Origin of the sequence: Caulobacter sp. 17J80-11, from assembly GCF_014349105.1 — a bacterium.
GTDB lineage: Bacteria > Pseudomonadota > Alphaproteobacteria > Caulobacterales > Caulobacteraceae > 17J80-11.
Genome location: NZ_JACSJI010000002.1, coordinates 231,784 through 250,473 on the forward strand (window position 1 = coordinate 231,784; position 18,690 = coordinate 250,473).

At 69.3% G+C, this 18,690-nt stretch carries 24 protein-coding genes and 1 tRNA gene; 21 read left to right on the forward strand and 4 right to left on the reverse strand.

The features are described 5' to 3' along the window. The first annotated feature begins 12 nt into the window (after window positions 1-12). The 4 genes from H8B08_RS03550 (at window position 13) to H8B08_RS03565 (ending at window position 3,337) form a co-directional block, all read left to right on the forward strand. Complete coding sequence (locus tag H8B08_RS03550) at window positions 13-780, forward strand: class I SAM-dependent methyltransferase (protein ID WP_187448832.1); 768 nt, start codon at window positions 13-15, stop codon at window positions 778-780. A 74-nt stretch (window positions 781-854) separates the two neighbouring features. Beyond that, complete coding sequence (gene mmsB, locus H8B08_RS03555) at window positions 855-1,748, forward strand: 3-hydroxyisobutyrate dehydrogenase (protein ID WP_187448833.1); 894 nt, start codon at window positions 855-857, stop codon at window positions 1,746-1,748. 202 nt (window positions 1,749-1,950) lie between these two features. Beyond that, complete coding sequence (hemA, locus tag H8B08_RS03560) at window positions 1,951-3,174, forward strand: 5-aminolevulinate synthase (protein ID WP_187448834.1); 1,224 nt, start codon at window positions 1,951-1,953, stop codon at window positions 3,172-3,174. After that, on the forward strand, window positions 3,146-3,337 hold the full coding sequence (locus tag H8B08_RS03565; protein WP_187448835.1) for a hypothetical protein: 192 nt from the start codon (window positions 3,146-3,148) through the stop codon (window positions 3,335-3,337). The genes hemA and H8B08_RS03565 overlap by 29 nt, the downstream gene beginning before the upstream one ends. Before the next feature lie 47 nt (window positions 3,338-3,384). On the opposite strand, the gene H8B08_RS03570 is transcribed toward H8B08_RS03565, so the two are convergent. Continuing rightward, on the reverse strand, window positions 3,385-3,822 hold the full coding sequence (locus H8B08_RS03570; protein ID WP_163259711.1) for a MucR family transcriptional regulator: 438 nt from the start codon (window positions 3,820-3,822) through the stop codon (window positions 3,385-3,387). A gap of 259 nt (window positions 3,823-4,081) precedes the next feature. Between H8B08_RS03570 and glyA the strand changes: the two genes are divergently transcribed. The 10 genes from glyA to H8B08_RS03620 all read left to right on the forward strand — a co-directional run bounded on the left by glyA (window position 4,082) and on the right by H8B08_RS03620 (window position 12,996). Further along, entirely contained in the window at window positions 4,082-5,323 is a 1,242-nt protein-coding gene (glyA, locus tag H8B08_RS03575) for a serine hydroxymethyltransferase (RefSeq protein ID WP_222934297.1), read from the forward strand. Window positions 5,324-5,350: 27 nt separating this feature from the next. Then, the gene (nrdR, locus tag H8B08_RS03580; RefSeq protein ID WP_163259713.1) at window positions 5,351-5,827 is read left to right on the forward strand and encodes a transcriptional regulator NrdR; all 477 of its coding nucleotides are present in this window, start codon (window positions 5,351-5,353) and stop codon (window positions 5,825-5,827) included. Then, complete coding sequence (locus H8B08_RS03585; RefSeq protein ID WP_187448836.1) at window positions 5,824-6,543, forward strand: RibD family protein; 720 nt, start codon at window positions 5,824-5,826, stop codon at window positions 6,541-6,543. Before nrdR ends, H8B08_RS03585 begins: the two co-directional genes overlap by 4 nt. Continuing rightward, window positions 6,543-7,133: a riboflavin synthase gene (locus tag H8B08_RS03590; protein ID WP_163259715.1), complete on the forward strand. Its 591-nt coding sequence runs from the start codon at window positions 6,543-6,545 to the stop codon at window positions 7,131-7,133. The genes H8B08_RS03585 and H8B08_RS03590 overlap by 1 nt, the downstream gene beginning before the upstream one ends. Continuing rightward, on the forward strand, window positions 7,130-8,266 hold the full coding sequence (ribB, locus tag H8B08_RS03595) for a 3,4-dihydroxy-2-butanone-4-phosphate synthase (protein WP_187448837.1): 1,137 nt from the start codon (window positions 7,130-7,132) through the stop codon (window positions 8,264-8,266). The genes H8B08_RS03590 and ribB overlap by 4 nt, the downstream gene beginning before the upstream one ends. A 1-nt stretch (window position 8,267) precedes the next feature. Continuing rightward, window positions 8,268-8,705: a 6,7-dimethyl-8-ribityllumazine synthase gene (locus tag H8B08_RS03600; protein ID WP_187448838.1), complete on the forward strand. Its 438-nt coding sequence runs from the start codon at window positions 8,268-8,270 to the stop codon at window positions 8,703-8,705. Then, a complete protein-coding gene (nusB, locus tag H8B08_RS03605) occupies window positions 8,705-9,238 on the forward strand; it encodes a transcription antitermination factor NusB (RefSeq protein ID WP_187448839.1) in 534 nt (177 codons plus the stop codon). Before H8B08_RS03600 ends, nusB begins: the two co-directional genes overlap by 1 nt. Next, window positions 9,225-10,193, forward strand: coding sequence for a thiamine-phosphate kinase (thiL, locus tag H8B08_RS03610; protein ID WP_187448840.1), 969 nt, complete (start codon window positions 9,225-9,227; stop codon window positions 10,191-10,193). The genes nusB and thiL overlap by 14 nt, the downstream gene beginning before the upstream one ends. 41 nt (window positions 10,194-10,234) lie before the next feature. Continuing rightward, on the forward strand, window positions 10,235-10,666 hold the full coding sequence (locus H8B08_RS03615; RefSeq protein WP_187448841.1) for a hypothetical protein: 432 nt from the start codon (window positions 10,235-10,237) through the stop codon (window positions 10,664-10,666). Between the two features lie 197 nt (window positions 10,667-10,863). Next, on the forward strand, window positions 10,864-12,996 hold the full coding sequence (locus tag H8B08_RS03620; protein WP_187448842.1) for a sodium-translocating pyrophosphatase: 2,133 nt from the start codon (window positions 10,864-10,866) through the stop codon (window positions 12,994-12,996). A gap of 286 nt (window positions 12,997-13,282) precedes the next feature. Here H8B08_RS03620 and H8B08_RS03625 read toward each other — a convergent pair whose 3' ends face one another. Further along, window positions 13,283-13,759 carry an outer membrane protein assembly factor BamE gene (locus H8B08_RS03625; RefSeq protein ID WP_187448843.1) on the reverse strand — a complete coding sequence of 159 codons (477 nt, stop codon included), beginning with the start codon at window positions 13,757-13,759 and terminating at the stop codon, window positions 13,283-13,285. Between the two features lie 88 nt (window positions 13,760-13,847). On the opposite strand from H8B08_RS03625, the gene H8B08_RS03630 reads away from it, so the two are divergent. The 7 genes from H8B08_RS03630 to H8B08_RS03660 all read left to right on the forward strand — a co-directional run bounded on the left by H8B08_RS03630 (window position 13,848) and on the right by H8B08_RS03660 (window position 18,040). Beyond that, entirely contained in the window at window positions 13,848-14,384 is a 537-nt protein-coding gene (locus tag H8B08_RS03630; RefSeq protein WP_187448844.1) for a ubiquinol-cytochrome C chaperone family protein, read from the forward strand. Next, window positions 14,381-14,917, forward strand: coding sequence for a DUF177 domain-containing protein (locus H8B08_RS03635; RefSeq protein ID WP_187448845.1), 537 nt, complete (start codon window positions 14,381-14,383; stop codon window positions 14,915-14,917). The genes H8B08_RS03630 and H8B08_RS03635 overlap by 4 nt, the downstream gene beginning before the upstream one ends. A 116-nt stretch (window positions 14,918-15,033) precedes the next feature. Further along, window positions 15,034-16,092: a phosphate acyltransferase PlsX gene (gene plsX / locus H8B08_RS03640; protein WP_187448846.1), complete on the forward strand. Its 1,059-nt coding sequence runs from the start codon at window positions 15,034-15,036 to the stop codon at window positions 16,090-16,092. After that, window positions 16,093-17,073, forward strand: a complete 981-nt coding sequence (locus H8B08_RS03645; protein WP_187448847.1) for a beta-ketoacyl-ACP synthase III — start codon at window positions 16,093-16,095, stop codon at window positions 17,071-17,073. It abuts the gene before it with no gap. A gap of 80 nt (window positions 17,074-17,153) precedes the next feature. Next, a complete protein-coding gene (locus tag H8B08_RS03650) occupies window positions 17,154-17,468 on the forward strand; it encodes an integration host factor subunit alpha (RefSeq protein ID WP_187448848.1) in 315 nt (104 codons plus the stop codon). Between the two features lie 7 nt (window positions 17,469-17,475). Continuing rightward, on the forward strand, window positions 17,476-17,919 hold the full coding sequence (locus H8B08_RS03655) for a MerR family transcriptional regulator (protein WP_187448849.1): 444 nt from the start codon (window positions 17,476-17,478) through the stop codon (window positions 17,917-17,919). 44 nt (window positions 17,920-17,963) lie between these two features. Next, a tRNA-Pro gene (locus H8B08_RS03660) sits at window positions 17,964-18,040 on the forward strand. A 6-nt stretch (window positions 18,041-18,046) separates the two neighbouring features. Here the strand turns inward: H8B08_RS03660 and H8B08_RS03665 are convergent. Further along, on the reverse strand, window positions 18,047-18,232 hold the full coding sequence (locus tag H8B08_RS03665; protein ID WP_370545385.1) for a DUF2842 domain-containing protein: 186 nt from the start codon (window positions 18,230-18,232) through the stop codon (window positions 18,047-18,049). Between the two features lie 101 nt (window positions 18,233-18,333). Then, window positions 18,334-18,585, reverse strand: a complete 252-nt coding sequence (locus H8B08_RS03670) for a GlsB/YeaQ/YmgE family stress response membrane protein (protein ID WP_163259731.1) — start codon at window positions 18,583-18,585, stop codon at window positions 18,334-18,336. Window positions 18,586-18,690 lie beyond the last annotated feature (105 nt).

Here is an 18,690-nt window from a genome sequence, read left to right on the forward strand (position 1 = left end):
GGAAACGCATCCATGCGCTCGCTGATCGCCGTCGGTCTGTCCGCCTTCCTGCTCGCCTCCTGCGCCTCCATGCCCATGTCGGGGCGGGGGCCGGACACCGCGGCCAACGCCGCGGCCGTCGCCGACACGGCCCGTCCCGAGGCCGACCGGGCCCGCGACGCCGACCGCAAGCCGGCCGCCATGCTGGACTTCGCCGGCGTGAAGCCGGGCATGGTGGTGGTCGATTTCTGGCCGGGCGGCGGCTACTTCACCCGCATCCTGAGCCGCGCCGTCGGGCCGGAGGGGCGCGTCTATTCGCTGGCGCCGGAAGAGACCAAGCAGTTCGGCCAGCGCGCCCTGGACGGCGTAGACAAGCTGAACGCCGACCCGGCCACGCCGAACGTGAAGGCCAGCTTCGTTCCGGCCGCCCGGTTCGCGGCGCCGGAGGCCGTGGACCTGGTGTTCACCGCCCAGAACTATCACGACCTGCACGAGAAATTCATGGGCCCGGCCGACGTGCCGGCCTTCAACAAGGCGGTGTTCGCGGCCCTGAAGCCCGGCGGCGTCTTCCTGGTCATCGACCACGACGCGGCGCCCGGCGCCGGCCCTGAGTCGCTGGAGCTGCACCGGATCGATCCGGAGATCGTGAAGCGCGAGGTGACCGCCGCCGGCTTCGTGTTCGAGGGCGAGCTGGACGTGCTGAAGAACCCGGCCGACCCGCGCACCGCCAACGTGTTCGACAAGTCGATCCGCGGGCACACCTCCCAGTTCGTCTACAAGTTCCGCAAACCTAAGCACTGAACGCGCGAAGCGGTGGCGGTCCGCGCCGGAACGGCCTATTCGTCCGCGCAAATCACGTGGACGGAGAACTGACGATGCGGATCGCCTTCATCGGATTGGGCGCCATGGGCGGCGGCATGGCCGCCAATCAGGCCAAGGCGGGTCGCCAGGTCGCCGCCTTCGACCTGTCCAAGGAGGCGCTGGACCGCGCCGTCTCGCACGGCTGCACGGCGGCTGGTTCGGTGGCCGAAGCGGTGCAGGGCGCCGACGTGGTCATCACCATGCTGCCGGCCGGCCCGCACGTGCTGAAGGTGTTCAGCGAGGAAGTGCTGCCGAACGCGCCGAAGACGGCGCTGCTGATCGATTCGTCGACCATCGACGTGGACACCGCCCGCAAGGTGGCCGGCCTGGCCAAGGCCGCCGGCTTCGTGTTCGCCGACGCGCCGGTGTCGGGCGGCACCGCCGCGGCCGACGCCGGCACCCTGGCCTTCATGGTCGGCTGCGAGGAGGGCGAGTTCGCCCGCATCGACGAGGTGATCCAGCCGATGGCCCGGGCGGTGATCCGCACCGGCGACCACGGCGCAGGGCAGGCGGCCAAGATCTGCAACAACATGCTGCTGGCCATCTCGATGATCGGCACCTGCGAGGCCTTCGCGCTGGCCGAGCGGCTGGGCCTGGACGCGCAGAAGTTCTTCGACGTGGCGTCCAAGTCGTCGGGCCAGTGCTGGTCGATGACCAGCTACGCCCCTGTGCCGGGCCTGGTCGAGGCCGCGCCGTCGAACCGCGGCTACGCTGGCGGCTTCGCCACCGCCTTGATGCTGAAGGATCTGAAGCTGGCCCAGGACGCCGCCGCCAAGGCCGGCGCCACCACGCCGATGGGCGCCCAGGCCGAGGCGCTCTACGCCATGTTCGACCGCCTGGGCTATGGCGGGAAGGACTTCTCGGCGGTGATCCAGCTGCTGCGCGGCAAGCTCGACGAGCTCAGCTGAGAGCGGGTCGCAAGGCGAGCGAGAGTCGTTCGCGAAGCCCCTGCGGCGTTTCGCGAAATCCCGTTCGGTAAGTAGTTGTCCTAGGTGGACGCCAGCCGTCCCCTAGGTGGACACTGCGGTCGTGCTCGTGCGAGAAGCCGGCCCAGTTTGGACTCGGGGGAGCTGTCCCGTCGCGGACAGTTCCCGGGTTGAGGATGTCGCGATGGACTACAAGGCCGCTTTCCGGGCCGCCGTCGAAAAGGTTCGGTCTGAGGGGCGCTACCGCGTGTTCGCCGACCTCAAGCGCAAGCGGGGCCAGTTCCCGCGGGCGACGTGGACTCGCGCCGACGGCACCTCCCGCGACGTGACGGTCTGGTGCTCCAACGACTACCTCGGCATGGGCCAGCACCCGGCGGTGCTGGAGGCCATGCACTCCGCCCTGGAAGAGTCCGGCGCCGGCTCCGGCGGCACCCGCAACATCTCCGGCACCACCCGCTACCACGTCGAGCTCGAGGCCGAGCTGGCCGACCTGCACGGCAAGGAAGCGGCCCTGCTGTTCACCTCGGGCTACGTGGCCAACGAGGCGGCTCTGTCGACCCTAGCCAAGATCCTGCCGGGCCTGATCATCTTCTCCGACGCGCTGAACCACGCCTCCATGATCGCCGGCATCCGGCACGGCGGCTGTGAGAAGCACGTCTTCCGCCACAACGACCTCGAGCACCTCGAAGAGCTGCTGGCCGCCGCGCCGGTGAACTCGCCGAAGATCGTGGCCTTCGAGTCGGTCTATTCTATGGACGGCGACATCGCCGACCTGGCGGGCACCATCGCGCTGGCCAAGAAGTACGGCGCCCTGACCTATCTGGACGAAGTCCACGCGGTGGGCATGTACGGCGCCCGCGGCGCCGGCGTGGCCGAGCGCGACGGCGTGATGGACCAGATCGACATCGTCGAGGGCACGCTGGGCAAGGCCTTCGGCCTGGTCGGCGGCTACATCGCCGGCGACGCCGACCTGGTCGACGCCATTCGCCTGTGGGCCTCGGGCTTCATCTTCACCACCTCTCTGCCCCCGGTGGTGGCCGCGGGGGCGACCGCCTCGATCCGCTGGCTGAAGAACAACCCGCAGATCCGCGACGCCCACCAGGAGCGCGCCACCACCCTGAAGCGGCTGTTCGCCGAGGCCGGCCTGCCGGTCATGCCCTCGGTCAGCCACATCGTGCCGGTGTTCGTGGGTGATCCCGTGCACTGTAAGATGGTTTCGGACTTCCTGCTGGAAGAGCACGGCGTCTACGTGCAGCCGATCAACTATCCGACCGTGCCCAAGGGCACCGAGCGCCTGCGCTTCACGCCGTCGCCCGGACACGACGACGGCATGATGGCCGAGCTGGTGGGCGCCATGGACGCGCTGTGGACCCGCTGCAATGTCAAACGGACGCGCATCGCCGCCTGAGGGCGCGATCCTGGTCGAGTTCGTCCGTCAGGGCGCCTGGCTGAAGTGCTCGGCCGTGTGCTCCAGGACCGGGACGGAAGCGGCCGCGGTCGGCCCGGCCAGCGATCCTTCCGCGCTGGAGCGGCTCGCGGTCGCGAAGCTGAAGCGCCTGCTGGCGAAATGAAAAGGGCCCCGGTCGGGGCCCTTTTTGCGTTTCCGCAGGAGGCGGGCTCAGCCGACCCGCCGGCGCACGCCCTTGCCCAGGCCGATCTGCTTGGCGAAGTCGGACCGGCGCGCGGCGTAGGCCGGGGCGACCATGGGGTAGTCGGGCGGCAGGTTCCATTTCCGCCGGTAGTCTTCCGGGGTCATGTCGTATTTGGAGCGCAGGTAGCGCTTCAGCATCTTCAGTTTCTTGCCGTCCTCCAGGCAGACGATGTGGTCGTTCTGGACGGACTTGGAGACCGGAACCGCGGGCTTCTGCTTCTCCAGCGGGCGCGGGGCCTCGATCGGTTCGCCCAGCCGCGTCAGCGTCTGGTGCACCGAATGGATCAGTTCCGGAATGGCCTGCGGCTGAAGCGGGTTCTGCGTGACGTACGCAGAAACGACCTCCGCGCTCAGGCGCAGCAAGTCCTGGCGGCGTTCAGCCTCGATCTCGCTATGCAAATTCATACGCTGACCAGCCCCTCAAGTTGCGGGACGCCCCATGCGTCTGGACCTCGCGTGACTTCGCAAGTCCCATCCCCGCCCACCGTTACGTTCAACGCTCCGGTTCCGCTGGAGTTCCAATCGACGGCCCTGTTTCGGTTGATCCCTTGCGCAGGCGGGGCGTAAACAGGGCCGCTTCCCATTCGCCGCTGACGGATTCTCGATCGTGACCGCACCCGCCGCCGCGTCCGCCTTCACCCACCAGGACTTCTTCGCCTCCCCGCTGGAGAAGGCCGATCCCGAAATCTTCGCGGGCATCGAAGGCGAGCTGAAGCGTCAGCGCGAGCAGATCGAGCTGATCGCTTCCGAAAACATCGTCTCGCGCGCCGTGCTGGCCGCGCAGGGCTCGGTGCTGACCAACAAATACGCCGAGGGCTATCCCGGCCGGCGCTACTACGGCGGCTGCGAGTACGTCGACGTCACCGAGAACCTGGCCCGCGAGCGGGCCAAGCAGCTGTTCGGCTGCACCTTCGCCAACGTCCAGCCGCACTCCGGCGCCCAGGCCAACCAGGCCGTGTTCATGGCCCTGCTGCAGCCGGGCGACACGTTCCTGGGCATGGACCTGGCCGCCGGCGGCCACCTGACCCACGGCAGCCCGGCCAACCAGTCGGGCAAATGGTTCCGCCCGGTGACCTACACGGTTCGCCAGGACACCCACCTGATCGACTACGACCACGTGGCCGAGATGGCCGAGCGCGAAAAGCCGAAGCTGATCCTGGCCGGGGCCTCGGCCTACAGCCGCAAGATCGACTTCAAGCGCTTCCGCGAGATCGCCGACAGCGTCGGCGCCTACCTGATGGTCGACATGGCCCACTATGCGGGCCTGGTGGCCGGCGGCGTCTATCCGGACCCGCTGCCGCACGCCCACGTGGTGACCACCACCACCCACAAGACCCTGCGCGGCCCGCGCGGCGGCATGATCCTCTCCAACGACGAGGAGCTGGGCAAGAAGATCAACTCGGCGGTGTTCCCGGGCCTGCAGGGCGGGCCGCTGGAGCACGTCATCGCGGCCAAGGCCGTGGCCTTCGGCGAGGCGCTGAAGCCGGAGTTCAAGCTCTACGCCAAGCAGATCGTCGCCAACGCCCAGGCCCTGGCCGCCGTGCTGGTCGAGCGCGGCCTGGCGATCGTCTCGGGCGGCACCGACAGCCACCTGATGCTGGTCGACCTGCGTCCGAAAAACGCCACCGGCAAGGCGACCGAGCACGCCCTGGAGCGGGCCCTGATCACCTGCAACAAGAACGGCGTGCCGTTCGACGACAAGCCGTTCACCGTCACCTCGGGCGTGCGCCTGGGCACCCCGGCCGGCACCACCCGGGGCTTCGGCGTGGCGGAGTTCCAGCAGATCGGCCACCTGATCGCCGACGTGGTCGACGGTCTGGCTCCCGACGGGACCCCGGACGCGGCCGTCGAGGCGCGCGTGCGGCAGGCGGTGCTGGACCTGACGGGCCGGTTCCCCATCTACTGAGAAAACCGGCTTAAGGGGGCCGAGCCGTTGCGCTGTCCATTCTGCGGTCACGCTGAAACCCAGGTGAAGGATTCCCGCCCGTCGGACGACGGCGCGGCGATCCGGCGTCGTCGCTCGTGCCCGTCCTGCGGCGGGCGCTTCACCACCTTCGAGCGCGTGCAGCTGCGCGAGCTGATGGTGCTGAAGCGCTCGGGCCGCCGCACGCCCTTCGACCGCGAGAAGCTGGAGCGCTCGCTGGCCATCGCCCTGCGCAAGCGCCCGGTCGAGCCCGACCGGGTCGAGCGCATGATCTCCGGCATCGTGCGTCAGCTGGAGAGCCTGGGCGAGACCGAGGTGAAGTCCGACGTGATCGGCGAGCTGGTCATGAAGGCGCTGAAGGGCGTCGACGAAGTGGCCTACGTCCGTTACGCCTCGGTCTATCGCGACTTCCGCGAGACCCAGGACTTCGCCAGCTTCCTGGCGGAGGAGGGGCTGTCGGAGGGCGGCGAGGGCGAGCACGAATGACCCGTCCGCGGGTCACGCTGAAGCTCGCCACCTCCCTCGACGGCCGCATCGCCACCGCCAGCGGCGAGAGCAAGTGGATCACCGGCGAGCTCGCCCGCGAGCAGGTGCACCGCCTGCGCGCCATGCATCAGATGATCCTGGTGGGCGTGGACACGGCGATCGCCGACGATCCCGAGCTGACCGTGCGCCTGCCGGGCTTTGTCGGCGGCCAGCCGACCCGCGTGGTGCTGGACAGCCGCCAGCGCCTCCCGACGACGGCCAAGCTGGTCGCGACGGCGGAGCGGATCGACACCGTGGTCGTCACGGTGAGCGAGCCGGCCGACCGTCTGGTCGAGGCCGGCGTCACCGTGCTGCGGGTGGCTGAGAAGGACGGCCGGCCCGACTTGGCCGCGGCGCTGGACGCGCTGGCGATGCACCAGCGCGAGCGGCTGCGCGCGCGCGTAGTCCAGGTCCGCGACGAGGCCGCGTTCGACAAGCTGCTGAGCCTGACCGGCGGGGTGCTGATCGAGGGCGGCGGGCAGGTCGCCGCCAGCTTCATCGAGGCCGGCCTGGTCGACGCCGTCGAGTGGTTTCGCGCGCCCATCGTGCTGGGCGACGAGGGCCGGCCGGCGATCGGCGGCTTCGTCCTGAAGGAACTTTCCGGCGCGCCGCGCTTCCGCAGGGTTGCGGTCGAGGCCCTCGGCGACGACCTGTGGGAGCGCTACGAGAGGGTCTGATGTTCACGGGTATCGTCACTGACGTCGGCCGCGTTCGCGCGGTCGCGGACACCGGCGGCAAGCGCCGCTTCGAGATCGAAACCGCCTACGACACGTCAGGGGTCGATCTCGGCGCCTCGATCAGCCACGCCGGCTGCTGCCTGACCGTGGTGGACAAGGGCCCCGGCTGGTTCGCCGTGGAGCTGTCCAACGAGACCCTGGCCAAGACCACCCTGGGCGACTGGACGGTCGGCGACCCGGTCAACCTGGAGCGCGCGCTGAAGGTCGGCGACGAGCTGGGCGGACATGTTGTCGCAGGCCACGTGGACGCCCCGGGCGAGGTCGTGGCGGTGGAAGCCGACGGCGACTCTTGGCGGGTCAAGGTGCGCGCGCCCGATCCGCTGCACCGATTCATCGCCCCGAAGGGCTCCGTCACCCTCGACGGGGTGTCCCTCACCGTCAACGAAGTCGAGGGCGACCTCTTCGGCGTGAACCTGATCCCGCATACATGGGCGGTGACGACGCTGAACCGGCTGAAGCCCGGCGCGCGAGTGAATCTGGAAATCGACGTGCTGGCGCGCTACGCCGCGCGCTGGCGAGAAACCGCATGACCCTGAAGACCGCCGCGAACCTGAACGACAGCCCGATCTCCCCGATCGAGGACATCATCGAGGACGCCCGCAACGGCCGTCCCTACATCCTCGTGGACGCGGAAGACCGCGAGAACGAGGGCGACGTCATCATCCCGGCCCAGATGGCCACGCCCGAGCTGGTCAACTTCATGGCCAAGCACGCGCGCGGGCTGATCTGTCTGTCGATCACCCAGGAGCGCGCCCGCCAGCTGCGCCTGCCGCCGATGGCGGCGGAGAACCGCACCGGCATGGGCACCGCCTTCACCGTCTCGATCGAGGCGCGCGAAGGGGTCACGACCGGCATTTCGGCCCATGACCGGGCCCGCACCATCGCGGTTGCGGTGGATCCGACCAAGAACGCCGACGACATCGTCAGCCCCGGCCACGTCTTCCCGCTGGTCGCCCGCGAGGGCGGCGTGCTGGTCCGCGCCGGCCACACCGAAGCTGCCGTCGACATCTCGCGCCTGGCCGGCCTGTATCCGGCCGGGGTGATCTGCGAGATCATGAACGACGACGGCACCATGGCCCGCCTGCCGGACCTGGTCGCCTTCGCCCAGACCCACGGCATGAAGATCGGCACCATCGCCGACCTGATCGCCTACCGCCGCCGCACCGAGCGCTACGTCGAGCGCGCCCTGGAGACGCCGTTCGAGAGCGTCCACGGCGGGCCGTTCCGCCTGATGGTCTACCGCAACACCATCGACCGGACCGAGCACGTGGTGCTGGTCAAGGGAAAGGTGGAGAGCGACAAGCCGACCCTGGTGCGCATGCACCAGGTGGACTTCGCCACCGACCTGCTGGGCCACGTCGAGGCGCGCCAGTGCTACGTGCCGCTGGCCATGAAGGCCGTGACCGAGCATCCGGGCGCCGGCGTCATCGTCTTCCTGCGCGACCCCAATCCGGCCGGGCTGTCGGAGCGTTTCAGCGGGGTGGACAAGCACGCCGAAGCGGCGCATGGGCTGCGCGACTACGGGGTCGGGGCGCAAATTCTGCTCGACCTCGGGGTGCGAGAGATGATCGCGCTCAGTTCCACCCAACCCAAGCCCGCGGCCCTCGACGGCTACGGCCTGAAGATCGTCGGCTGGAAAAGCTTCGACGAACTGGAGTCCTAAGGTGAGCGACAAGGTCCGCGTCCTGATCGTCGAGGGACGGTTCTATTCCGATCTGCAGGACGAGCTGCTGGCCGGCGCGCGCGCGACGCTGGACTCGTTCGAGGCGGAGCACGAGACGATCACCGTGCCGGGCGCCTTCGAGATCCCGGCCGCCATCGCCATGGCCGCCCGCGCCGGCGGCTACGACGGCTACGTCGCCCTGGGCGTGGTGATCCGCGGCGAGACCACCCACTACGACTATGTCTGCGGCGAGTCCGCCCGCGGCCTGATGAACCTGACCCTCGAGGGCAACGCCATCGGCTACGGCATCCTGACCGTCGAGGACGAGGACCAGGCCTGGGCCCGAGCCCGGGTGAACGAAGGCGACAAGGGCGGCGCGGCCGCCCGCGCCTGTCTCGACATGATCGCGCTGAAGCGCGTCTTCAAAGGCGACCGCTGATGACCGACGCCACGCCGCGCCCGAACAGCCTGAAAGAGGTGATCGACCACCTCAACGCCGCCGGGGACGCGAAGGACTCCAAGCTGTCGTCCAAGGAGCGCCGCGCGCGCACCGTGGCGCGGCTGGCCGCGGTCCAGGCCCTCTACCAGATGGAGATGACCGGAACCGGCGTGGAGGTCGTGATCCGCGAGTTTTCCGATCACCGCTTCCAGGGCGACCTGGAGGGCGAGACCCTGGCCGACGCCGACGAAGCCTTCTTCGCCGACCTGGTTCGGGGCGTGGTTTCGGGGCAGGCCAAGATCGACGCGGCGGTGACCAAGCGGCTGGCCTCCAACTGGCGTCTGGAGCGGATCGACGCCACCCTGCGCGCCGTGCTGCGGGCCGGCGTCTGGGAGCTGGCCGAACGTCCGGACGTGCCGACCGAGGTGGCCATCGACGAGTACGTCGAGATCGCCAAGGCGTTCTTCGACGAGGCCGAGGCCAAGTTCGTCAACGCGGCGCTGGACGGCGTCTCCCGCGATGTCCGCGCCTGACCGGCCGGACGAGTTCGACACCATCGCGCGGCTGTTCCGGCCGCTGACCGAGGGCGCGCCCGAGGCCCGCGAGCTGGCCGACGACGCGGCCGTGCTGGGCATGCGTCCCGGCTGGGATCTGGTGATCACCAAGGACGCCCTGGTCGAGGGCGTCCACTTCCTGCCTGACGATCCGCTGGAGCTGGTGGCGCGCAAGGCGCTGCGGGTGAACCTGTCGGACCTGGCCGCCAAGGGCGCGGAGCCGTTCGGCTATTTCCTGGCCATCGCCTGGTCGGCCCGCTGCGGCTGGGCCGAGCGCGAGGCCTTCGCGCGGGGCCTGCGCGAGGACCAGGACGCCTTCGGCGTGCGTCTGCTGGGCGGCGACACGGTCTCCACGCCCGGGCCGCTCACCGTGTCCGTCACCGCTCTGGGCTGGGTCCCGATGGGGCGCAGCCCGTCCCGCGCCGGCGCCGAGCCCGGCGACCTGGTGGTCGTCACCGGCACCATCGGCGACGGCTGGCTGGGCCTGCGGGCGCGCCGGGGCGAGCTGTCCGAACTGACCGGCGGCCAGCGCGAAGAGCTGGTCGACCGCTACCGCCTGCCGCGGCCCCGCACAGGCCTGGCCGAGCAGGTGCGCGCCGCCCACGCTTCGATCGACATCTCCGACGGCCTGGTCGCTGACCTCGGTCACGTGGCCGAGGCCAGCGGGGTGGGGGTGGAAATCGACCTCGAGCGCCTGCCGCTGTCCCAGCCGGCCCGCTTCTGGCTGGACCACCAGGCTGACCGCGCAGCCGCCCTGATCGCGCTCGCCACCGGCGGCGACGACTACGAGATCGCCGCCGCCGTGCGTCCCGAGCACGCCCTCGGCCTCAAGGGGGCGGTGCTGATCGGCCGGGTGGTCGAAGGGGAGGGCGTGCGCGTCCTCCACGACGGGCGCCCCGTCGAGATCGAGCGCAGCGGCTGGCGGCACGGCTGACCTCAACCATCCGCTAACCGTATCGCCGCTATGGCGATCCCATGCGCCGTCGCGACCTCTTCGCCGCCACCCTGGCCGCCGCCTCGTCGGTCGCGGCCGCCGCCGCCGCGTCTGAGACGACGGAGAAGGCGCCGGAAGGCCAATACGTCGACCTGTCGCCGACGGCCCTGCCGGTGATCGAGGCGGGACGCCTGCGTAATTACGTGTTCGTCGGCGTCCGGGTGGTCCTCACTCCGCGCGCCGATCCGGTGCGCCTGAAGGCCAAGGAGCCGTACTTTCGCGACGCCCTGGTGCGCGCGGCGCACCGCACGCCCTTCACCGTGGCCGACGATCTGACCCGTCTCGACGAGGCCAAATTGAAGGCCTCGCTGATGCGCGACGCGGCCGCCATAGCCGGTCCCGGCCAGATCCAGGCCGTCGAGATTCTGAACCAGACTCCGCGCCGGCGCACAGGCTTCGACCGGCGCCGGTAAAGCTCAAGAATTCAACTGAATAGACCATCGTTCGCCGACGGTTGCGCAGGCTTTGCCGTTCGGGCACTTTCCCGCGACCATGTCGGGAAGCGTCTCTACTGATTCCCGACAGGCTTGGGAGGAGATCTATCGAAGGCGGAGGGGGGATTTCTCCGGTCTTCGGCAGGTCCGCGCGCAAAAAGAGGGGCGCTTGAATTATGAGTAACACGCTCGTGCTGGTCATCGTGGCCGGCTTGGCGGGTCTTCTATACGGCGCGGTGCAGACGTCCGCCCTGTTGAAGGCGAACGCCGGCAACGAACGCATGCGGGAGATCGCCGCGGCCATTCAAGAGGGCGCGTCCGCCTACCTGCGGCGGCAGTACACCACCATCGCCATCGTCGGGATCGTCATCCTGGTCGCCGGCTACTTCCTGATCGGCAAGTACGCCGCCATCGGCTTCCTGATCGGCTCGGTGCTGTCCGGCGCCGCCGGCTACGCCGGCATGCTGATCTCGGTGCGCGCCAACGTCCGCACCGCCCAGGCCGCTTCGGAGAGCCTGAACAAGGGCCTCAGCCTGGCGTTCCGCGCCGGCGCGGTGACCGGCCTGTTCGTGGCCGGCGGCGCCCTGATCGGCGTGTCGGGCTACTTCTACGTCCTGACCCAGGTGCTGAACTTCGACCCGACCAGCCGCGAAGTGGTCGACGCCCTGGTGGCGCTCGGCTTCGGCGCCTCGCTGATTTCGATCTTCGCGCGTCTGGGCGGCGGCATCTTCACCAAGGGCGCCGACGTGGGCGGCGACATGGTGGGCAAGGTCGAAGCCGGCATCCCCGAGGATGATCCGCGCAACGCCGCCACCATCGCCGACAACGTGGGCGACAACGTCGGCGACTGCGCCGGCATGGCCGCCGACCTGTTCGAGACCTACGCGGTGACCATCGTCGCCACCATGGTGCTGGCCGCGATCTTCTTCGCCGGCACGGCCTACGTCGGTTCGATGATGCTGCTGCCGCTGGCCATCTGCGGCGTCTGCATCTTCACCTCGATCGTGGGCACGTTCTTCGTGCGCCTCGGCAAGGGCAAGACCAACATCATGGGCGCCCTGTACCAGGGTCTGATCGTCACCGGCGTCCTGTCGATCGCCGCCGTCTACGGCGTGATCAAGTACCTGATCCCGGCCACGGTCACGACCTCGGGCGGCGAAGTCATCGACTCGATGAACCTGTTCTGGTGCGGCGTCACCGGCCTGGGCGTCACCGCGGCCATCGTGATGATCACCGAGTACTTCACCGGCACCAACTTCCGCCCGGTGAAGTCGATCGCCAAGGCCTCGCAGTCCGGCCACGGCACCAACGTCATCGCCGGTCTGGCGGTGTCGCTGGAGTCGACCGCCCTGCCGGCCCTGACCATCATCGCCGGCATCGTCATCACCTACCAGCTGGCCGGCCTGTTCGGCATCGCCATCGCCACCGCCACCATGCTGGCCCTGGCCGGCATGATCGTCGCGCTGGACGCCTTCGGCCCGGTCACCGACAACGCCGGCGGCATCGCCGAGATGGCGGGCCTGCCGAAGGAAGTGCGCGTCTCCACCGACGCGCTCGACGCGGTCGGCAACACCACCAAGGCGGTCACCAAGGGCTACGCCATCGGTTCGGCGGGCCTCGGCGCCCTGGTGCTGTTCGCGGCCTACACCCAGGACCTGAAGTACTTCTCGGCCAACGCGCCGGTCGGCTCCTTCTTCCACGGCCTGGGCGACGTCGCCTTCGATCTGTCCAACCCGTACGTGGTGGTCGGCCTGCTGTTCGGCGGCCTGCTGCCGTTCCTGTTCGGCGGCATGTCGATGACCGCCGTGGGCCGCGCCGCTGAATCGGTCGTGGCCGAGGTCCGTCGTCAGTTCCGCGAAATCCCGGGCATCATGGAGTTCAAGGCCAAGCCGGAATACGGCCGCGCCGTGGACATCCTGACCAAGGCCGCGATCAAGGAGATGATGATCCCCTCGCTGCTGCCGGTGCTGTCGCCGATCGTGCTGTTCGTGGCCGTCATGGCCATCGCCGGCAAGGCGAACGCCTTCGCCGCGCTGGGCGCCATGCTGATGGGCGTCATCGTGACCGGCCTGTTCGTGGCCATCTCCATGACCTCGGGCGGCGGCGCCTGGGACAACGCCAAGAAGTACATCGAAGAGGGCAACTACGGCGGCAAGGGCTCCGACGCCCACAAGGCCGCGGTCACGGGCGACACCGTCGGCGATCCCTACAAGGACACCGCCGGCCCGGCCGTGAACCCGATGATCAAGATCACCAACATCGTCGCGCTTCTGCTGCTGGCGGTGCTGGCGAGCGGCAACATCGGCTGACCAAAGCCGCAAGGCTGAACTGCAAGCGCCCCGGAGAGCGATCTCCGGGGCGCTTTTTCTTTCCCCCGTAAGGCATCCCGGCCGGAGCGGAGCGCAGCGCAGCGGAGAGCCGGGACCCAGCAAGCTCGGCGCTTTTGCAGCGCGGGCTTCGCAGCGTTGAGGTCGCGCTTGCTGGGTCCCGGATAAGCGCTGCGCGCTTTCCGGGATGATGGGGAGGGGAAACAAGAAAAAACGCCCCGGAGATCGCTCTCCGGGGCGTTCTGCGTTCCTGAGCCGGCGAGAGCCGTCAGTCCGGGCGGCGGCCGCCGGGCTGGTTCTCTTCGGTGTTCGGCATGACCGTGCGGCCGACGTTGCCGAGCAGCTGCTCCAGCACGGTCAGCTCGCGGCCGCGGGTCGGGGTCTCGCGATCGTTGAAGGCGACCTTGCGGCCGTCGGCCATGTCCAGCGCCTTCACCGCGGTGACCTGCTCGCTGGCCGGGTCGAAGCTGACGACGGTGACGTCGCGGCTGTTCACCTGCGGGCGGTGGTAGGTCGTCGTCGAGGTGATCTGCGACACGTAGTACCAGGTGTTCGGTTCGAAGGTGGAAATCGCCGAGGGCGAGCCCAGCTTGGCCAGCACGGTGGACTTGGTGTCCTCGCCGACCTTCACTTCCTTCGGGTTGGCGTCGACCGCCTGGTAGCCCTGGCGCGCAACCGTCGGCGCGCAGGCGGAAAGGCCGGCGACGGCGACAGCGGCGATCAAAGCAGTGCGGAAGTTCGACATGGCGCCCCTCGCGACGAGTGTTCAGCCCTTTGACCTATCGCTCCTCGATCATTAGTTCAACGGCAGGCGACAAAGGGGCGCCTGCGACATGCTTCACCGGCTGCTCAAGCCACGGGCCGCAAAGGCGGCCGGAACAAAGCTTTACGCCGCCGCGGTGGCCCAGGCGCGACAGCCTGAATTCTATCTGGACCTCGGCGTCGAGGACCGGGTCGACGCGCGCTTCGAGCTGTACACCCTGCACGTGGTCCTGCTGGTCGAACGCCTGAAGGATCAAGGCGAACAGGCCGCCGAGACCTCGGAGGCCCTGTTCGAAACCTACGTGTCGGCGTTGGACGACTCGCTGCGCGAAATGGGCGTGGGCGATCTGTCGCTGGCCAAGAAGATCCGCAAGCTCGGTGAAGCGCTGATGGGTCGCACCAAGGCCTACGTCGAAGCGCTCGATCCCGAGCCCGATTCCGACGCCTTGACCGGCATCGTGGCGCGTAACGTGTTCTCCGACGAGGCGGCGCTGGAACGCGCCGCCCCGGTGGTCGACTACATCGTCCGCGCCCACGACGCGCTCGCCGCGCAACCCCTGAAGCAAATCCTGGAAGGGCGGCCCGCGTGGCCGCAGGTCCGCCAATGACCCCGCGTGACGACACCTCCACCCCCTGGTCCGTGCCCGTGCGCGTGGAAGCCGTCGGCGCGGGCCTGACGCGCCGCCTGGTCGCGGAAGAATCCGTACGGGAACGCGTGGCCAAGGCGCTGGACCTGGCCGGGCTGGACAGCCTGGAGGCCGAGGTCGAGGTGCGCCCGGTGCTGGACACCCACTACGAGATCCGCGGCCGGTTCAAGGCGGCGGTGGTCTACACCTGCGGCGTGACGCTCGAGACCTTCCCGTCGGAGGTGGACGGCGACTTCGACATGCGCGCCACCACCGACCCGGCCGCCGTCTCCTACGAGGACAGCGGCGAGATCACCCTGGAGACGCTGGATCCGCCGGACCTGATCGAGCACGGCGTGCTGGACCTCGGCGCCTATGTGGTCGAGCAGCTGGCGCTGGAGCTGGACCCGTTTCCGCGCAAGCCCGGCGTGGAGTTCGAGAACCCCGCCCAGGAAGCCGAACCGTCGCCCTTCGCCAAGCTGGCCCAGCTGAAGCTGAACGAACCGGAACGCTGACGCGACGTCAGCGTGCTTGCATCGGCCCCCGGCGGCGCTATCGTCCGCCCGCCTTTTGAAGACGCGTTCGCCCAGTATCCGGGGGCGGCGGCGCGTCAGGGAGCGCAGTCGACCGCTTGTCCGAACCGACCATCATCTCCATCGACGCCATGGGCGGCGACCACGGCCCGGCCGTGGTCGTGCCGGGCGTCGCGCGCGCCCTCGAACGCATGCAGGGCCGGACCGTGCGGATCCTGCTGCACGGCGACCAGGCCCGCATCCAGGCCGAACTGGACCGCACGCCATTGGCCGCCGCGGTCAGCGAGATCCGGCACACCGACCAGGTCATCGCCATGGACGAGAAGCCGGCCCAGGCGCTTCGCCGGGGCAAGGGCTCCAGCCTGTGGAACGCCATCGAGGCGGTGAAGAAGGGCGAGGCCCACGCGGCCGTGTCCGCCGGCAACACCGGCGCGCTGATGGCGGTCTCCAAGCTGCAGCTGCGCATGGCCGCTCCGGGGCTGGACCGTCCGGCCATCGTGGCCAGCTGGCCGACCCTGAAGGGGGTCACCGCCGTGCTGGACGTGGGCGCCAACGTCGCCAGCGACGCCGCCCAGCTGGTCGAATTCGCCATCATGGGCGAGGCCTTCCACAAGGCCGTGCACGGCTCCAAGCGCCCGACCGTGGGCCTGCTGAACGTCGGTTCCGAGGACGTGAAGGGCCATGAGGAGGTGCGCGAGGCGCATCGCCTGCTGCGCGAGAACGGCTTTGACTTCGAGTACTACGGTTTCGTCGAGGGCGACGACATCGGCAAGGGCACGGTCGACGTCGTGGTCACGGACGGCTTCACCGGCAACATCGCCCTGAAGACCGCCGAAGGCACCGCGCGCTTCATCTCCAGCCTGCTGAAGGAGGCGCTGTCCTCCGACCTGCAGGCAAAGCTGGGCGCGCTCATCGCCATGCCGGCGCTGAAGCGCATGCGCTCGCGCATCGACTCCAACGAATACAACGGCGGGCCGCTGCTGGGGCTGAACGGCATCGTCGTGAAGAGCCATGGCGGCGCCGACGCGCGCGGCTTCGGCAACGCCATCCGGGTGGCCACGGACCTCGCCGAGAGCGACTACGCCGCGGAAATCGCCCGTAATCTGAAGCGCCTGGACGCGGTCATTCATGACGGCCGCACCGAAGCGGAGGCCTGAGTGACGCGTACCGTTCGCAGCGCGGTGACCGGGGTGGGCGGCTATCTGCCCGACAACGTGGTCACCAACGAAGATCTGGCCAAGATCGTCGACACGACCGACGCCTGGATCGTCGAGCGCACCGGCATCCGCCGCCGCCATAAGGCCGGCCCGGACCAGCTGACCTCCGATCTCGCGGTCGAGGCGGCCAGGAAGGCGCTGGCCGCCGCCGGCCGCACGCCGGCCGACGTCGACCTGATCGTGGTGGCCACCACCACGCCGGACCTGACCTTCCCGGCCACCGCCGCCATCGTGCAGCGCAAGCTGGGCGTGCCGGTCTGCCCGGCCTTCGACGTGCAGGCGGTGTGCTCGGGCTTTGTCTATGCGCTGAGCGTCGCCGACGGCTTCGTGGCGCGCGGGCACGCCCGCTGCGCCCTGGTGATCGGGGCCGAGGAGATGACCCGCCTGCTCGATTACACCGACCGCGGCACCTGCGTGCTGTTCGGCGACGGCGCCGGCGCGGTGGTGGTCGAGCCGGTGGAAGGCGAGGGGACCACGGCCGACCGCGGCCTGCTGGGCTTCGCGCTGCGCTGCGACGGCGGCAAGACGGACCTGCTCTACGTCGACGGCGGCCCGGCCTCGACCGGCCACGTCGGCCACCTGCGCATGGTCGGCAACCAGGTGTTCCGCCACGCGGTGGTGAACATCTCCGAGGCCATCGAGGCCGCGTCGCGCGCCGCCGGCGTCGAGATCAAGGACATCGACTGGTTCATCCCTCACCAGGCCAACCAGCGCATCCTGCAGGGCGTGGCCGACCGGCTGGGCATCGACGAGACCAAGGTGGTGTCCACCGTGGCCGACCACGCCAACACCTCGGCCGCTTCCATTCCGCTGGCCTGGGCCGCGGCGGTCGAGGACGGCCGGGTGAAACCGGGTGACCTCCTGGTGCTGGAAGCCATGGGCGGCGGCCTGACCTGGGGCGCCTGCACCCTGCGCCTCTGAGAACGCTGGTCGAAGCCTTTGACTTCGCCCCGGTTTCGGGCCATTCAATGGAGATAGGTCCTGGCTCGGGGGAGCTCGTCATGAAGGGCGAAACGCTGACGCGCGCTGATCTGTGCGAAGCGGTCCACGAAGAGGTGGGGCTGTCGCGGCACGAGTGCTCGCAACTGGTCGAGCGCACGCTGGACCTAGTCGCCGAGGCGCTGGAGCGCGGCGAGACGGTCAAGCTGTCCGGTTTCGGCGTCTTCCAGGTCCGCGACAAGCGCGCCCGCATGGGCCGCAACCCCAAGACCGGTGAGCCGGCCGCGATCGATCCGCGCCGCGTGATCAGCTTCCGCGCCTCGCAGATCATGAAGTCTCGCGTTGACGGGTCGAACGGCGCCGGTCACGCGGGGTGACGCCGCGGTGACGAAAGGGCCTGACGCCTTCCGCACCATCTCCGAGGCCGCTGACGAGGTCGGCGTGCCCCAGCACGTTCTCCGCTTCTGGGAGACCAAGTTCTCCTTCATCCGGCCGCTGAAGCGCGCCGGCGGCCGGCGCTTCTACCGGCCCCAGGACGTCGCCCTGCTGCAGGGGGTGCGAACCCTGCTGTACGACAAGGGCTACAAGATCGAGGGCGTGCAGAAGCTCTACCGCGAGCAGGGGATCAAGAACCTGGCCGCGGCCGCCCAGCCCGGCTTCGTGCCGTCGGTGGCCGGAACCCGCCTGCCGCGCGCCGCCGAAGCCGACGCGCAGCCGCTCGCCGACCTCGCCGACGCGGACACTGCGACCCGTCTGCGCGCCGTGCTGACCGAGCTGGAAGAGGCGAAAGCCTGGCTGGACGCGATGATCGCGCGCGACGACGCCTAAAGCCGTTGCGGCCCCTGCGGGGCGCCTCTATAAGGGCCGCTCTTCGGAGCGTAGCGCAGCCTGGTAGCGCACTTGACTGGGGGTCAAGGGGTCGTGGGTTCGAATCCCGCCGCTCCGACCATCGCCTCTAACGGCGGGGTCGGTCACCACGTTCGGCCCACCACAGAAGCGGCATGATCGGCACGCCCCAGGCCGTTCCCACCACCACGAAATAGATCAGCTGGACCCAGCGCACGTCCGGCAGCCGGTCGGCGAGGGTCGCCGCGGCCCAGATGTAGAAGCCCAGAAACGCCAGCACGCCTACGGCGGCCACGGCTCGACGCGCTCGCGCCCCCACTCGGAACTCTCCATGCAAAAACGCCGCGGGACGTAGGCCCGCGGCGTTCGATATCCTAGCGCTGTTCAGCGCTTAAGTCAGGCGCGTCCTCGCACCAGGCCGAACAGGGCCAGCAGCAGGATGGCGCCCAGAGTGGAGACGACCAGGCTGCTCCAGAAGCCCGCGAAGGTGAAGCCTAGGACGCCGGCCAGGAACGCGCCGAGGAAGGCGCCGACGAGGCCGACAATAAGATTCATGAGCAGGCCGTGCCGTCGTCCGGTGACCTGCTCGGCGATCCAGCCGGCCACGATCCCGATAATGATCGCGCCGATGATCCCGACACCGTTCATGTTGATACCTCCGAACCTGGGCCGCGCACGGCGCGGTCTTGCTTATCAAATGCCGGGATCGGCTCCACGGTTCCTGTCCGTCGGCCGAGGTTTGGCTTTGCAGTC